Origin of the sequence: Methylobacterium fujisawaense, from assembly GCF_014138435.1 — a bacterium.
In the GTDB taxonomy this organism is placed as follows: Bacteria; Pseudomonadota; Alphaproteobacteria; order Rhizobiales; family Beijerinckiaceae; genus Methylobacterium; species Methylobacterium fujisawaense.
The window spans coordinates 324,306-339,847 of the sequence record NZ_JACJIM010000003.1 but is presented as its reverse complement, the minus strand read 5'-3'; the positions used below and the strand labels follow the sequence as shown (position 1 = coordinate 339,847).

The window sequence follows — 15,542 nt, the reverse complement described above, 5'->3', positions numbered from 1 at the left end:
TCTGACGACTAGTGGCCGGGGTGAAGGGCGTCGTTGAGGTAGATCGCCGTCAGCGTCGCGAAGACGTAAGCCTGAAGCGCCGCAACGAGGAACTCGAGAGCGGTCAGCGCGATCGTCAGGAACAGCGGGAGCGGCGATAGCACGCTCCAGGCGCCTGCGAGAAGAAGCTGGACCACGAAGAAGGCGAAGATCTTCATCGCGATGTGGCCGGCCAGCATGTTGGCGAACAGACGGACCGACAGGCTGATCGGGCGCGAGATGAACGAGATCACCTCGATCGGCACCAGGATCGCGAGAAGCGGCTTCGGCACGCCCGACGGCACGAACAGGCCGAAGAAATGGGTGCCGTGCTTCATCACACCGAAGATCACCACTGTGGAGATCACCAGCGCCGCGAGGCCGAAGGTGATGATCAGGTGGCTGGTCACCGCGAAGGCGTAGGGGATCATCCCGAAGAGGTTCAGGACGAGCACGAACATGAACAGCGAGAACACCAGCGGCAGGAACCGCTTGCCGCCGTCGCCGGTCGCCTGATGCACGGTATCGGCGATGAATTCGTAGAAGATCTCGGCCAGCGCCTGCATGCGGCCCGGCACGACCGAGCGCGACGCCGTCGCCACGATGGTGATCAGCGCGATCACCCCGACAGCCGCGAACATGTAGAGGGCGGACTGTGTGAACGCGAGCTGCTGATGGCCGATATGGCCCAGCGAAACGAGCGGCTTCAGCTCGAACTGATGAATCGGGTCGATCGTGACCGCCATTCCCGCTTCCGCCCTTCTTGTCCGGCGCGCCGACGGGTGTCGGCCGCCCCACATTCCCTACCGATCGGCGCGCCTTATGGCTCCTGCCGATCGCGCCGTCCCGGACGCGCGCCGGCGAAACCCGACACCCGCATCACGTTGTAGATCCCCGCGACGAACCCCAGCATCAGGAGGACGATCAGGCCCCAGGGCTTCGTCCCGAAGACATGATCGACGATCCAGCCGAGTATGCCCCCTGCGATCACGCCCGCGACGAACTCCGTGGAGATCGTCATGGCCTGGCCCAGCGAGGATGGCCCGCCGTTCCGAGGGCGCGTCGATGGATCGGGAGCAGCCTGCGGCCGCTTCCGTTCGATCTGCGTCTCGAGACGTTTGAGCCTCGCGGAGAGTTCGCTGTCCGTCGGCGTCTGCTGGGTCCCTTTCCCGTCCCTCTGGTCGTCGCCGTTCACGGCTCAAAACTCATCGGGCAGGAGGATCTGGAACCCGCTGGACACCCCCAGCAAGCGGGGCGCACCATAGTTTCGCCTATCTTGAGTGTCAAGGCGAACCCCATACACAGTAAGTCTTTGATTTTGAGTTGGAATTCCAGCTTCAAGCGACGCGCCGGAGCCGCGTTGCGCACAAGGCTCCGGCAGGGCTCTCAGGCCCCGATCAGCGGCTTGATCACCTTCTCCATCCCCTCGACGGTCATCTCGCCGGTATAGCGCTCGCCGTTGATGAAGAAGGTCGGGGTCGAATCGACCTTGAACACGTCGAGGCCGCGCTGCTTCACGGCGTTGACGGCGCTGTAGATCTTCTGGTCCTTCAGGCAGGCCTCGAAGGTCTGCTTGTTGTAGCCGGCCTGCCGGAGCATCTGCTCCAGGGCGTCCACAGGCTTGGGCGTGAAGGCCCAGGCCGGCTGCTGGTCGAACAGCAGGTCGGTGATCGGGTAATACTTGGAATCGCCCTGGCAGCGCGCCAGCATGAAAGCCGCCGTCGCCAGCGGGTCGAGGGGGAACTCGCGGAGCGTGAACCGCACCTTGCCGGTGTCGATGTAGCGCTCCTTGAGGGTCGGCCAGGTGTTCCGGTGGAAGGCCGCGCAGTGCGAGCAGGTCATCGACGCGTATTCGATGATCGTGCACTTGGCGTCCGCCGGGCCGAGCCAGACATCGCCGAGGGGACCCGGCTGCAGCAGCGCGGCCATCTCGGAATTCTGCGCCCGGGCGGGCCGCGCGAGATAGGGCAGGGCGAGACCGGCGCCGAGGGCGAGGCCGGAGAATTTGAGAGCGTCGCGTCGCGTCGTCATCGGGCAGGCTCCGCCGGATTGAACAGTCGTGGCGTTCCGAAGCCGGTACTCGGGCGCGACCGTCCTGGCAAGGTGACCGAATCGACCGCTCACCGGTCCGGGCGCGTCGCCACCGCGGCGATGCCGAGGCGATCGAGGGCGGCGCGCAGGCCGTCATCGGCGATACCCGCTACGGCGCGCTGCACCTCGACGGCGGCGGCCGGATCGATGCGGGCGGGGGAGGGCGCTCGGGCGCCGCGCCCGACCCGGTCCTGCTGCAGAACGATCCGCGAGACGCAGGCCCAGCCGTAATGAGCGTTGATCCGCTGGATCACCACCGGCGCGAGATGCTGCAGCTCGAGGGCGAAGACGCCCTCGACGCGCACCACCAGCGTCCCGGATTCGGGCGTGCCGGCATCCTTCCGGCGACGCTTGGGCCATTCGAGCTTGGAAGGCCGGCAATATCGCGCGAGCCGTTCGCCGACGATCTCCGGCCAGGCGGCCAGGATGTCGGTCGACGCGAAGCCCTGCGCCGCGAAGGCAGGTCCGATGCAGCTCTCGATCAGCTCGGCCAGCGGTTTGACGCGCGCCATGGTGGTTCCGGCCCTGTGGATCCGCGAAGGTTAGCGCAGGATGGTTGACGAAGGGAGCACGGGGCCGCGCTGTCATCGCCCTATGATCGCCGCCGACCTGCGGCTATGCAGCCTGAACGCATGCCGACCCGCACCGCCACGGATCCCAAGCCCGGCCCCGAACCGCGCGCCGACGAGCTGCTCGCCTGGTACGACCGGCATCGGCGGGTGCTGCCCTGGCGGGCGCTCGCCGGCGAGGTGCCCGATCCCTACCGGGTCTGGCTGTCCGAGGTCATGCTGCAGCAGACCACGATCGCGGCGGTCCGGCCGTATTTCGAGCGCTTCCTGACGCGCTTCCCCGATGTCGTCGCCCTGGCCGACGCCCCCGAGGAGGCGGTGATGTCGGCCTGGGCCGGCCTCGGCTATTATTCACGCGCCCGCAACCTCCATGCCTGCGCCAAGGCGGTCGCGGCGGCTGGCGGGCGGTTTCCCGACACGGCGGACGCCCTGCGCAAGCTGCCGGGAATCGGCGCCTACACGGCAGGGGCCATCGCGGCGATCGCCTTCGACCGGCCGGAGGCCGCCGTCGACGGCAATGTCGAGCGGGTCCTGAGCCGGGCCTACGCGGTGGAGACGCCACTGCCGGGCAGCCGGCCGGAGATCCGCCGCCTGACGCAGGCACTGGTCCCGGAGGACCGGCCCGGCGACTTCGCCCAGGCGCTCATGGATCTCGGCGCGACGATCTGCACGCCCAAGCGCCCCGCCTGCGCCCTCTGCCCGTGGATGCTGCCCTGCCGCGCCCGGTCGCTCGGCACCCAGCAGACGTTCCCGCGCAAGATCAAGGTCGCCAAGGGCGCGCTCCGCCGCGGTGCGGCCTTCGTGGTGATCCGCAGCGGCGACGAGGCGGTGCTGCTGCGGACGCGCGCGCCGGAGGGGCTGCTCGGCAACATGGCCGAGCCGCCGGGCAGCGCCTGGGAGCCGGACTACGATGTCGCCGCCGCCCTCCTGGACGCGCCGCTGGATGCCCGGTGGAAGCGGCTTCCGGGGCTCGTGCGCCACGGCTTCACGCATTTTCCGCTGGAGCTGACGGTCTTCGTGGCCCGTGTCGCGCTCGCGACACCGGTTCCGGCCGGTATGCGCTTCACCCCGCGCAGCGCCCTCGACGACGAGCCGCTCCCCGGCCTGATGCGCAAGGTCCTGGCCCACGCCTTCGATCCGAAGCCGGAGCCCGAGGCGAAGCCGCGCGGACGCCCCCGGAAGGAGCCGCCGCCGATGCCGCTCCTCGCGGCGATGGAGGCGCCGGTATCGATGCCGGATCCGGTTCCGCGCCCGCGCGTGCGGGCCGTTCCGAAGCCCCAGCCGAGGCCGGCGCCCGCGCCACCGCCCGAAGCGGACGATCTGCATGAGGGCGAGGTGGAGCCGCCCGCGACACCGACCTCGCCGCGGCGCCGGGGCCCGGCCCGAAGACGGTCCTGACCCGGTCGCACCGCACGTCCGGGGCTGCCAGCAGGCGCGAGCCCCGGAATCCAGCGACCCTGCCGGTCCGGGACGGTGCCTTTAAGCTCAGTGCCGGCGCGGTTCCGGATTCCGGGCGCAGCGACGGGGCCCAGGGCAGGGCGACATCCGACAGCGTCATGCCAGCCTGGATGGCGTCGCTCCGCCCGCGCGGACGGCCGCGACGTTTGTCAGCTGTTCGCCATCGCCTGCCGCAGGCCCGCCCGGTAGGTGTCGATCACCACCGGCTTGCCGCCGCGCTCCACGTGCCAGAAGGTCCAGCCATTGCAGGCCGGCAGGCCCTGGACCAGGGCGCCGATCTTGTGGATCGAGCCGATGACGAGGCCGTTGTCGAGCTGGCCGTCGGGGCGGACCGTGGCGCGGAAGCGGCGGCGCTCGTCCGTGACGGTCTCGCCGGGGCGGATATGGCCCGCCTCGATCACCGACAGGAACGGCACCCGCGGCTCGGCGCGCTTGGTCGGCGCCACCATGAGGGCGGCCTTCGACAGGGTCTCGACGGCGGCGATACGCTCACGGGCGGCCGCCGCGTAGGTCTCCTCGCGCTCGATGCCGATGAAGCGGCGGCCGAGGCGCTTGGCGACGGCGCCGGTGGTGCCGGTGCCGAAGAACGGGTCGAGGACCACATCGCCGGGATTGGTCGCAGCCAGCAGCGTCCGGGCGAGCAGGGCCTCGGGCTTCTGGGTCGGATGGACCTTGCGCCCGTCCGCATCCTTCAGCCGCTCCTCGCCGGTGCAGAGGGGGATGAACCAGTCGGAGCGCATCTGGAGGTCCTCGTTGCCTCCTTTCAGCGCCTCGTAGTGGAAGGTGTAGCCCTTCGAGTCCGCCGAGCGCGAGGCCCAGATCAGGGTCTCGTGCGCATTGGTGAAGCGCTTGCCGCGGAAGTTCGGCATCGGGTTGGCCTTGCGCCAGACGATGTCGTTGAGGATCCAGTAACCGAGATCCTGCAACGCGCTCCCGACCCGGAAGATGTTGTGGTACGAACCGATCACCCAGAGGGTCGCGTTCGGCTTCATCAAGCGGCGGCAGGCGGCGAGCCAGTCCCGGGTGAAGGCGTCGTAGGCCTCGAAGGTGGCGAACTTGTCCCAATCGTCGTCGACGGCGTCGACGCGGCTCTGGTCCGGACGCAGCAGCCCGGCCTCGCCGAGCTGTAGGTTGTAGGGCGGATCGGCGAACACGCAGTCGACGCTGGACGCCGGCAGAGCGTTCATGGCCGCGATACAATCCCCGACGAGAACTTGGTCGAGGGGTAGGGAACGCTGGGCGGGTACGAGACCCATCCGTGGCGCCGACGCGGGCCGCCCGGCACGCGAGACCTGTTTCCGGGCGACGGCGTCGGCAGCCACGGTACGCGGGGAAGCCATGGCAAACACCGGTTACGCGACTGACCGGCAGACCATGCCTCCGGTACGGTAAAGGTCACGTTGTCGAATTCGGCGGCGCCGCGTCCCGTTCTGGGGCTGCAGATTTTGCCGACCCCGCTCTCGGACAATCCTGCGACAGATTAAGCAACGGTTACCCGGCAATCCCGGGCGCCGTTTACGCCGCGATGACCCGTCACATCTGCGGGCGTCCGGCCCTAGCGCAGGGCCTGGACTGTCCGAACCGCCGGGCATGCCGGGCGGCCGCCATAAGGTCTGGTTTCCGCGTCCGCTTCCAGCTCAGCGGGATGCAGGGTCACAGCCGATGCAGGGCTTAGGAAAATCAGCCCATTTCGGCGCGCCGCAGGGTGGCCTGGACAGTACTTTCCGAATACGCGAAAGATCCAAACAATGCATTCTCCGCGAAACAAACGGAAACAAACCGTAATAAACCTCCATGTAATAATCATGATCAGGATGAAATCGGCCAAAATGTGACAGAATCGGCCCGCAAATGCCTGCCATAATCCGGCCGATTTCGGACACGACTGGCGCCGCCCCGACAACAACAAAGGGAATGCGTCGAGAATGTCGTTTGGTTTCGGTAAGCTCGTTGTCTCACTTGGAATGCTGTCCACCGTCGTCGGAACAAGCCTCCCGGCCGCCGCGCAGAGCGGAGCGGCCTCCTGGTATGGAAGCGGTCATCGCACCGCGAACGGCGAGCGTTTCAACCCCAACGGACTGACCGCCGCCCATCGCAGCCTGCCGTTCGGCACCCGGGTCCGCGTCGAGAACAGGCGGACCGGCCGCTCGGTGGTCGTTCGCATCAACGATCGCGGTCCCTTCGTGCGCGGCCGCATCATCGATCTGTCGCGTGGCTCCGCCCGCGCTCTGGGCATGGGCGGCACGACCTACGTGTCGCTGCAAGTCGTGCACTGATCCCTCACGGGCGCCGCACGCGCCGGGCCGCCGCCCGTCCGAGAGGGCGGGGCGGCTCCCCGGGCGTTGTCTGCCGCGCCCGGACGCCCCATCTGCAGCCGGGTTCAGCTCGGATCAGTGCCCATGCCCAAGCCCCTCATCGTCGACATCCCGCACGACCTCGGCCGCGATGAGGCCAAGCGTCGCCTGGAGCACGGCACGGATCAGGCGCGGGCCTTCCTGGCCAAGAGCGGCATCACCGTGGATCAGCTCGCCTGGACGGGGGACCGACTCGATTTCGGCGTGTCGGCGATGACCCAGAAAGTCGCCGGGACGATCGACGTGGGCGCCGAGAGCGTCCGCCTGGAGGTGAAGCTGCCGTTCCTGCTCGCCCTGTTCGCCGAGAAGATCCAGAAGGTCGCGAGCAAGGAGGGCAACCTCCTGCTGACGAAGAAGTAGCGCTCCGGAACCGGATCGGCCGGTCTCTGTTTCCGCGGGACCGGTGCCGAAGTGCGCCGTCGGTCTCGTGGAGGATTACGGTGCCCGATTACACCCTCGCCGATCCGGGGCAAGTCCCCGAGGTCCCGCCGCAGCCGGCTCCGGTGCCGGACCGGCCCTACGATCCGCCGCAGGCCCCGACGCAGCCGCCCGGACCGGAGATCCCGGGGAACACCCCGGCCGAGGCGCCGGGCGTCCATCCGCCGGAGATCCCGGTCAACGATCCGGGCGCGCCCGGGATCAGCCCGCCGACGGGACCGGCCAATCCGATCGCCTGACCGGCCGACGAGGTCGCGGGGCGGCGCCGTTTGAACAGGCCGCCCCACACTGCCATAAGCCGGCCCATGGCCGCTCCCCCGCTCCTCACCCTCCAGGACGTCGCCCTGACTTTCGGCGGCACGCCCCTGATCACCCGTGCCGACATCGCCATCGCGCCGGGTGAGCGCACCTGCCTCGTCGGTCGGAACGGGTCGGGCAAGTCGACGCTCATGAAGATCGCCGCGGGACTCGTCGATCCCGACAAGGGGCGCCGTTTCGTCCAACCCGGCACCACGATCCGCTACCTCGCCCAGGAACCCGACTTCACGGGCTTCGACACCACCCTCGATTTCGTCGAGGCCGGGCTGCCGCCTGGCGAATCGACCCACCGCGCCCGTTACCTGCTGGAGAGCCTCGGCCTCACGGGTGCCGAGGATCCAACCAAGCTCTCCGGCGGCGAAGGGCGGCGCACCGCACTGGCGCAGGCGCTCGCCCCCGAGCCCGACGTGCTGCTTCTCGACGAGCCCACCAACCACCTCGACCTGCCGGCGATCGAGTGGCTCGAGGCCGAGTTGAAGGGCACCCGCGCGGCCCTCGTGCTGATCAGCCACGACCGGCGCTTCCTCTCGGCCCTGTCGCGGGCCACGATCTGGCTCGACCGGGGCGAGACGCGCCGGATCGACCAGGGCTTCTCCAGCTTCGAGGCGTGGCGCGACGCCTTCTTCGAGGAGGAGGAGCGGGACCAGCACAAGCTCGACCGCAAGATCGCCGCCGAGGAGCACTGGCTGCGCTACGGGGTCACCGCCCGGCGCAAGCGCAACGTCCGCCGCCTCGGCAACCTGCACGAGCTGCGCCAGAACCGGCGCGAGGTGCGCCGCCCGGTGGGCAGCGTCAGCATGCAGGCCTCCGACGCGGAATCCTCGGGGAGCCTCGTGGTCGAGGCCCGCGACATCGCCAAGAGCTACGGGGAGCGCAAGATCGTCGACGGGCTGTCCCTTCGGGTGATGCGGGGGGACCGGCTCGGCATCGTCGGGGCGAACGGCGCCGGCAAGAGTACTCTGATCAACCTGCTCATGGGCCGACTCGCGCCCGATTCCGGGCAGGTCGTCCTCGGCACCAACCTGCTGCCGGTGGTGCTCGATCAGGCCCGCGCCGTGCTGGAGCCCGGGATGACCGTCACCGACGTGCTCACCGGCGGCCGCGGCGACAGCGTCGTGGTGAACGGCCAGAGCCGCCACGTGATCGGCTACCTGAAGGACTTCCTGTTCACCCCCGAGCAGGCCCGCACGCCAGTCTCGGTCCTGTCCGGCGGCGAGCGCAACCGCTTGCTGATCGCCCGGGCCCTGGCCCAGCCGGCGAATCTCCTCGTCCTCGATGAGCCCACGAACGACCTCGACCTCGAGACCCTCGACCTACTTCAGGAGATGCTGGGCGACTACCAGGGGACGCTGATCCTGGTGAGCCACGACCGCGACTTCCTCGACCGCGTGGCGGGCAGCGTGCTGGTGTCCGAGGGCGCCGGCCGCTGGGTCGAGTATGCCGGCGGCTACAGCGACATGCTGGTCCAGCGGGGTCAGGGCGTCGAGGCGCGGACCGTCGCGCCGAAGGCAAAGGAGCCGCGCGAGCGCAACGCCGCACCGGCGGCCCAGCCCGCGGGCAAGCCCAAGCTCGGCTTCAAGGACCAGCACGAGTTGAAGACGCTGCCGGCCCGCATTGAGAAGCTGGAGGCGGCGATCGCCCAGCTCAAGATGATCCTGGCCGACCCCGAACTCTACGCCCGCGATCCGGCCCGGTTCGACAAGGCTTCGACCATGCTGGCGCAGGCCGAGACCGAGCTGTCGCAGGCGGAGGATCGCTGGCTGGAGCTGGAGATGCTTCAGGCGGGGTGACCGCCGCAGCATCAGGCCGCGAGACGTACCGGACCGGAGACCGCATGACCGCCTACCAGATTCTCGAACAGCGCTTCGCCCGGCTCGCGGCTCTCGAGGGCGCGGCCGGGATCCTCGGCTGGGACGCGCAGACCCTGATGCCGGACGGCGCCGCCGAGGCCCGCGGGGACCAGCTCGCGATTCTGCGCGGGCTCGCCCACGGGATGCTCACCGCTCCCGAGGCCGCCGAGGAACTGGCGGCCGCCGAGCAGGGCGGGGAGCTCGAACCCTGGGCCGCCGCCAACCTGCGGGAGATGCGCCGCGCCCAGGCCCATGCCACGGCCGTCCCCCGCGACCTCGTCGAGGCCAGCTCCCGCGCCGTGTCCCGCTCGGAGATGGTGTGGCGCGAGGCGCGGCGCGACGCCGACTTCGCCCGCCTCGAGCCCCACCTCGCCGAGGTGCTGCGGCTCCAGCGGGAGATCGGCCAGGCGAAGGGCGCGGCCCTCGGGCTCGACCCCTACGACGCGCTCCTCGACGGCTACGATCCCGGCATGCGCCGGGCGACGATCGATCCGCTCTTCGCGGATCTAACCGGCTGGCTGCCGGACCTGATCGCCCGCGCGCGCGAGATCCAGGCGTCCCGTCCGGCGCCGCTCCCGCTCGCCGGCCCGTTCGACGTGGCGGTGCAGCGCGATCTCGGCCTCAGGCTGATGGAGGCGGTGGGATTCGACTTCACCCGCGGCCGGCTCGACATCAGTCTGCATCCGTTCTGCGGCGGCGCCACCGACGACGTCCGTATCACCACCCGCTACGACGCGGCCGATTTCGGGCGGGCCCTGATGGGCGTTCTCCACGAGACCGGACACGCCCTCTATGAGCAGGGCCGGCCGGCCGCGTGGCGGAACCAGCCGGTCGGCGCGGCGCGGGGGATGAGCCTGCACGAGAGCCAGTCGCTCATCGTCGAGATGCAGGCCTGCCGGAGCCGGGACTTCTTCACCTTCCTGGCGCCGCTCCTGCAGTCGGCCTTCGGGCGTTCCGGACCGGAATGGTCGCCGGAGAACCTGCACGCGCTCAACATCCGGGTGGCGCCGGGCTTCATCCGGGTGGATGCCGACGAGGCGACCTACCCGGCCCATATCCTCCTGCGCTACCGTCTGGAGACGGCGATGATCGCGGGCGACCTCGCGGTGCGCGATCTGCCGGGGGCGTTCGACGACGGCCTGCGCGATCTCCTCGGCCTCACCGTGCCGGACGACCGGGTCGGTTGCCTCCAGGATATCCACTGGCCAAGTGGCGCCTTCGGCTATTTCCCGACCTACACCCTCGGCGCCCTGGCCGCCGCGCAGCTGTTCCGCGCCGCCCGGTCGGCCGAGCCGGCCTTACCGGACCGCCTCGCGCAGGGCGATTTCGGTCCCTTGCGGGACTGGCTCCGGACGAACGTCCACGCGGTCGGAAGCCTGCTGGACACCGACGCGCTGCTCACCCGCGCCACCGGGACGCCACTCGGCACGGAAGCGTTCCGGGCGCATCTTGAGGCACGCTATCTCGGGGGCTCGGGCGCCTGAGGAGGGCCGCGCGCCGGGACGGGGCGCTTCCAGCCCCTTCTACAGCGCCACCACGTCCACCGCTTCGCCGAGCCTGTCACGGGCGATGTCCGCCACGTGGCGGTGGTGCGTGAACAGGATCGGCTGGACCCGTTCGCCGATCGCCGCCAGGGCGTCCAGACCGTAGCCGGTCCGGGTCTCGTCGAAGGTCGAGAACAGGTCGTCGCCGATGAAGGGCGCCGGCTCGGCGCGTTCGGCGTAGTCTTCCAGGTAGGCCAGCCGCAGGGCGAGGTAGAGCTGGTCGCGGGTGCCCTCGCTCATGCCCTCGATCGCCACCGTACCGCCCCCGGCGCGCTGCCCCGCGAGCTTCGGGGTGTCGGCCTCGTCGTAGATCTGGGCGAGTCCGGAGAACGCGCCGCCGGTGAGGGCCCGGAACAGCGCGCCCGCCCGGGCGACGAGGGGATCCTGCTGCCCCGCGCGATGGCGGGCCACCGCCTGCCCCAGCATCAGACCGGCGAGCCGCAGCACGGCCCAGGAGCGCGCCGCCGCCTGGAGATCCGCCTCCGCCGCCTTGCGCTCGGCGAGGGCCAGTTCGGCGCCGGTGCCGCCCTCCAGTTCCGCCCGGCGCCGCTCGGCGCGGTCGCGGTCGGCGAAGATCACCTGCCCGCGTTCGGCCTGCTCCTCGGCCTCGAGCGCCAGACGCGCCAGTTCGGCCTCGATGGCCTCTGGGGGCAGGGTCTCGAGACCGGCGCGCAGCTCGGCCTCGGGAAGCCCGTCGGCTGCGCCCGCGAGGCTGCCGCGGAGCCGCAGACGCTCGGCGCGCAGCAGCTCCCGGGCGCTCAAGCGGCCGAACAGACGATCGATCTCCGCAGTCGGGGCAGCGGCGAGGTCCGGCATCGCCTCGGCCACTAGCCGGACGAGGGTCGCCCGGGCCGCCTCGTGCGATTCCGCGGCATCGCGATGCGCCAACTCGGCCTCCTCGCGGCGGCGGTCGAGCTCGGCACGCCGCGCTTCCCGGGCCTGTGCGGCGACGAGACGGCCGTGGAGGGTCCGGATCGCACCGGCGGGCGGCGCCTGCGCGAGATCGGGCGCCAGGGCCTCGACCAGGGTGGCCACCGTGACCCGGAACGCCTCCATGTCCCGCCGGATGCCGGTGGACCGGCGCTGCAGGGCGGCCCGCTCCGCCAACCGGTCCGGCACGCTTCGCCATGCCTCCAGCGCGCCCTCGGCCTCTTCGGGCCCAGCCGCACCGTCGAGCCCGAGGGGCAGCAATGCCGCCGCCCAATCGGCCTGCCACGCGGCGCGACGGGAGGCGGTCTCGGCGAGGGCCCGCTCCAGCCGCTCAACCGAAAGTCCGGTGGCGCGCACCAGACCGGCAGTCTGAAGATTGGCTTCCCAGCGGCTTGCCAGGGTGGCGACCCGCGCTTCCAGACCGTCCAGCGCGGCAGCGATCTCGAGGTCCGGTGCGGCGTCGAGCCCGGCGCGGTGGCGCAGATCGGTCAGCGGCGCCCGGGCGGCCTCGATCCGCACCCGGAGGCGATCCGCCTCGATCCGCTGCGCGGCGAGCCGCTGCTCCGCTTCGATCAGGCTCTCTACCTCGGCGAGCCACGCCGCCATCTCGGCCGGCGGGCCGGGCACGAGGGCGGCGGGCCGCCAGGCCTCCTGCCAGGCCGCCTCGCCCGCGGCGAGCTCGGCGGCGAGGGCGGCGAGGACCTCATCGGCCTGCGTGGCCTCCGCCTCCTCGGTGGCGAGGCGCTCCAGGTCGGCGGCGTGGGCCGCGACCCGGGCCGCATCGGAGGCCCGCTCGTCGGCGACGCGGTCGGCCGACAGGAGCGCGCGCTCGAAGGCTGCGATCTCGGCGATCCCGGCCGGGCGCCCTTCCGCCAGGGCATCGCGGAGAAACGCGAAGGCGGCATCGCGGGTCGCCCGCAGCGCGTCGAGCCGCTCCCGGGTGGCGACGGGCCGGCCGGCCTCGCGCTCACGCAGCCGCGCCTGGGTGGCGGCGACCTGCCGGCGGGCGGTGTCGCGACGGTCGGCGGCCCGCTCGTGCTCGCGGGTCTTGGTCTCCAGACGCTGACGGTAACGCGCCACCGTATCGGGGGCGGGCAGAGGCGTCCGGACGAGGACGGCGAGGTCGGCCACCGGAGGCGACAGCCGCCCCGCCTGGTTGTGCAGCAGCGCCGCCTCTCGGCAAATGGCGGCGTCGAGGGTCTCGCGGGCGGCGATCCATTCGTGCAGGCGGGCGAGGGGCTTCAACGCCTCCCGCAGGGGGGTCGGATCCCGGGCCGCATCCGCCGCCTCCATCTCCCGGGCGAGGCGCTCCCGCTCGGCGCGGGCGGCGGCGAGGTCACGGGCGAGCTGATCCTCCGCGGCCGCGAAGGTCCGGCCCTCCCGGATCAGGCGCTCGATCCGCGCGCGCGCGGCGTCCGGAGGCTGCCCAGCCTCGAGCGCGGCGAGATCGGGGGCGCCGATCCGGCCGCGCAGCCGCTCAAGCTCCAGCCCGACCTTGTAGGCGTCGCCCTCGATCCGGGGCAGGTCGGTGCCGCCCTTCTCGAACTCCTTGGTGCCGCTGAAGGCCGCCAGGATCTCGTCGGCCCGGTGGGTCAGCGCCGGCTCGACCGGTACCGCCTCGGCCTCGCTCCGGGCCCGGTCGCGCGCGGCTTCGGCCCGCGCCGCCTCGGCTTCCGCAGCGCGGCACGCGTCCAGGGCGGCCCCGAAACGGGCGATCCAGGCGGGATCCGCATCGGCGAGGTCGGTCTCGGCGGCGATGCGCTCCTCCAGCGCGTCGATCTCGGCGATGATCGGCCGGACGCGCTTGAGCCGCTCCAGCCGGGCACGCGCCACCGCGATGGCCTTCTGCTCAGCCCGCAACGCCTCGAGCTGCGCGGCCGCCGCGGCGATCTCGTCGTTGAGCGCCCGCCAGTCGCCGGCGCGCAGGCCCCGCTCGCGGATCGCCCGCCGTGCCGTCTCGTGACGCTCCAGGGCTTGGTAGAAGGTCCGGTGCTTGGCTTGGCGCGGGGCGAAGATGGCGTCGGCCTCCGCGTCGAGTGTCGTCTGCAGCTCCGTGAGTCCGCGCAGGCCCGAACCCGCCGCGAACAGGCTCGCGCCAACCTCGCCCTCCACGTCGACCATCTCGCGCCCGCCGGCCCGGAGGCTCGACGCGTCGAGGCCGAAGGCCCGGCAGAAGACCGGCCGGGACAGTCCGCCGAGGAACGGCGCCAGCGCGTCGTCGGGGAGCGGCGCCTCGGCGGCGTCGATGAGGGTCCGGCTGTTGCCCTTCCGGCGCCGGAAGGACAGACGGCGGCCGTCGGCGGCGGCGATCTCCGCGCCGAGGCGCAGCTGCGGCATGTCGTGCAGGAAGGCGTAGGGGGTGGATTTACCGAAGCCGAACAGCAGGTCGGTGACCGCCGCCAGCGCGGTGCTCTTGCCGGCCTCATTGGCGCCCAGCACCACGTGAAGGCGCGCATCCGGCCGGAATTCGACCGTGCGGTCCGTGAAGGCGCCGTAGCGCTCCAGGGCGAGGCGGATCAGGCGCATCGGACCTCCATGGGCGATCGCCTCAGCAGTGCCGGCCGCCGAGGCGCCCGAGGACCAGCGCCTCCGCCTCGGCACAGAGGGCGTCGAATTCCGCGTCGAAGTCGGCTTCCGCTGCGGCGGTCACCGGGATCCGGCCACCGATCTCGGCCAGGGCCGCCTTGGCCCTTGTGCGGAAATCGGGGTCGCGGTCGAGTTCGGCCAGCAGCGCGGCGGGGTCGATGGCGGCACCGGAGGGCTCCACCGCGGCGCGCGGGCGGCACGTCTCGATCTTCAGGCGCTCCAGCCAGATATCTTCGTGCAGCCGGTGCGCGGCCGCCTGGATCTCGGCCGTCAGGGTCTCCCGGTCGGCCGCCAGGGCGTCGTGGGCGCGGGTGGTGCCGACGAGGTGGACGCGGACCAGGAGCAGCCGGCGGGCCGCGACGGCGGCGAGCGGCCTTAGGGCCGCCTCGACGGCCTCCACGGCGCCGCGCGGGTCGGCCGCCGCCGCGAGGTCGACCGCGATCCGCTCGAACCGGGCCCGATCGAGGGGCAGGCGGCTGACGCCCGTCACCCGCCCGTCGGCGACGTCCACCACGACCGCCCCCTTCTCGCCGCACTCGCGCACGCTCCGGCCCTGGAGATTGCCGGGGAACACGATCCAGGGATCCCGGGACAGCTCCGCGTATTCGTGGATGTGGCCGAGCGCCCAGTACTCGTAGCCCCGGGCCGCGAGGTCGGCGACCGAGCAGGGGGCATAGGTTTCGTGGGCGGCGTGGCCGGTGCAGGAGGTGTGCAGGACCCCGAGATTGAACCAGCCCGGCACGGCCGCCGGATAGGTGAGCGACAGGTTCTCTTCGACGGCCCGACCCTGGAAGCTGCGGCCGTGGATCGCGACCCGCAGCGCGTCGAGGCGCAGGGTGCCGGCGCGGGCCGCCGGGAAGACATGCACGGAGTCCGGCAGCGTGATCGAGCGCGTGATGACGCTCTCGGCGTCGTGGTTGCCGCGCACGAGGATGGTCGGGATGCCGGCACGGTCGAGGCGCGCCACCTGCCGGGCGAAGAACAGGCCGATCGTGGTGTCGGCCCAGTCGCCGTCGTAGACGTCGCCGGCCACCACCACGAAGGCGACCGACCGCTCGATCGCTTGGCTCACCATGTCCTCGAAGGCCTGCCGCCCGGCCGAGGCGAGGCGCCGGGCGAGATCCGCGTCACGCGTGGCGAGGCCCGAGAGCGGGCTGCCGAGATGCAGATCCGCCGCGTGGATGAAGCTGAACGCGGTCATCGGTCTCCGGGAGGGATCGGTGGCGAGCCGGGGCGCGATCGCGCGCAGCCGTCGGCATCACAATGCGGGCTCTTAGGCCGCCGACAGGGGTCGCCTCAAGCTGCGGCATGCGACGAGCTGTGGGGCACGTCGCCGGGGACGGCCTCTGTTGCTCGTCGATCGGGCCCTTCCGCGGCGTCGGTGCG

The 15,542-nt window shown here is 71.5% G+C and carries 13 protein-coding genes; 6 read left to right on the top strand and 7 right to left on the bottom strand.

Going from position 1 to position 15,542, the window contains the following annotated elements; genetic code table 11:
- Window positions 1–8: 8 nt before the first annotated feature.
- The 4 genes from GGQ91_RS10655 to GGQ91_RS10640 all read right to left on the bottom strand — a co-directional run bounded on the left by GGQ91_RS10655 (window position 9) and on the right by GGQ91_RS10640 (window position 2,621).
- Window positions 9–764: a F0F1 ATP synthase subunit A gene (locus GGQ91_RS10655; RefSeq protein WP_043351912.1), complete on the bottom strand. Its 756-nt coding sequence runs from the start codon at window positions 762–764 to the stop codon at window positions 9–11.
- Window positions 765–838: 74 nt separating this feature from the next.
- Window positions 839–1,213, bottom strand: a complete 375-nt coding sequence (locus GGQ91_RS28110; protein ID WP_182591934.1) for an AtpZ/AtpI family protein — start codon at window positions 1,211–1,213, stop codon at window positions 839–841.
- A gap of 191 nt (window positions 1,214–1,404) precedes the next feature.
- Window positions 1,405–2,049: a DsbA family protein gene (locus tag GGQ91_RS10645; protein ID WP_043351909.1), complete on the bottom strand. Its 645-nt coding sequence runs from the start codon at window positions 2,047–2,049 to the stop codon at window positions 1,405–1,407.
- Between the two features lie 89 nt (window positions 2,050–2,138).
- The gene (locus GGQ91_RS10640) at window positions 2,139–2,621 is read right to left on the bottom strand and encodes a DUF721 domain-containing protein (protein WP_043383805.1); all 483 of its coding nucleotides are present in this window, start codon (window positions 2,619–2,621) and stop codon (window positions 2,139–2,141) included.
- 120 nt (window positions 2,622–2,741) lie between these two features.
- Here GGQ91_RS10640 and mutY point away from each other — a divergent pair, with 120 nt between their 5' ends.
- Window positions 2,742–4,076 carry an A/G-specific adenine glycosylase gene (gene mutY, locus GGQ91_RS10635; RefSeq protein ID WP_182591933.1) on the top strand — a complete coding sequence of 445 codons (1,335 nt, stop codon included), beginning with the start codon at window positions 2,742–2,744 and terminating at the stop codon, window positions 4,074–4,076.
- Between the two features lie 209 nt (window positions 4,077–4,285).
- Here mutY and GGQ91_RS10630 read toward each other — a convergent pair whose 3' ends face one another.
- Window positions 4,286–5,476, bottom strand: a complete 1,191-nt coding sequence (locus GGQ91_RS10630) for a site-specific DNA-methyltransferase (RefSeq protein WP_281375049.1) — start codon at window positions 5,474–5,476, stop codon at window positions 4,286–4,288.
- 585 nt (window positions 5,477–6,061) lie between these two features.
- Between GGQ91_RS10630 and GGQ91_RS10625 the strand changes: the two genes are divergently transcribed.
- The 5 genes from GGQ91_RS10625 (at window position 6,062) to GGQ91_RS10605 (ending at window position 10,580) form a co-directional block, all read left to right on the top strand.
- Window positions 6,062–6,412, top strand: coding sequence for a septal ring lytic transglycosylase RlpA family protein (locus tag GGQ91_RS10625; protein WP_051044822.1), 351 nt, complete (start codon window positions 6,062–6,064; stop codon window positions 6,410–6,412).
- Between the two features lie 123 nt (window positions 6,413–6,535).
- The gene (locus GGQ91_RS10620; protein ID WP_043351901.1) at window positions 6,536–6,850 is read left to right on the top strand and encodes a polyhydroxyalkanoic acid system family protein; all 315 of its coding nucleotides are present in this window, start codon (window positions 6,536–6,538) and stop codon (window positions 6,848–6,850) included.
- 80 nt (window positions 6,851–6,930) lie between these two features.
- Window positions 6,931–7,167, top strand: coding sequence for a hypothetical protein (locus GGQ91_RS10615; protein ID WP_075379679.1), 237 nt, complete (start codon window positions 6,931–6,933; stop codon window positions 7,165–7,167).
- 66 nt (window positions 7,168–7,233) lie between these two features.
- Entirely contained in the window at window positions 7,234–9,036 is a 1,803-nt protein-coding gene (locus GGQ91_RS10610) for an ATP-binding cassette domain-containing protein (protein ID WP_182591931.1), read from the top strand.
- A 44-nt stretch (window positions 9,037–9,080) separates the two neighbouring features.
- Complete coding sequence (locus GGQ91_RS10605; protein ID WP_182591930.1) at window positions 9,081–10,580, top strand: carboxypeptidase M32; 1,500 nt, start codon at window positions 9,081–9,083, stop codon at window positions 10,578–10,580.
- Window positions 10,581–10,619: 39 nt separating this feature from the next.
- Here the strand turns inward: GGQ91_RS10605 and GGQ91_RS10600 are convergent, their stop codons facing one another.
- Window positions 10,620–14,096, bottom strand: a complete 3,477-nt coding sequence (locus tag GGQ91_RS10600) for an ATP-binding protein (RefSeq protein ID WP_053609940.1) — start codon at window positions 14,094–14,096, stop codon at window positions 10,620–10,622.
- Between the two features lie 22 nt (window positions 14,097–14,118).
- Window positions 14,119–15,357 carry a metallophosphoesterase family protein gene (locus GGQ91_RS10595; RefSeq protein ID WP_182591929.1) on the bottom strand — a complete coding sequence of 413 codons (1,239 nt, stop codon included), beginning with the start codon at window positions 15,355–15,357 and terminating at the stop codon, window positions 14,119–14,121.
- Window positions 15,358–15,542: the final 185 nt, after the last annotated feature.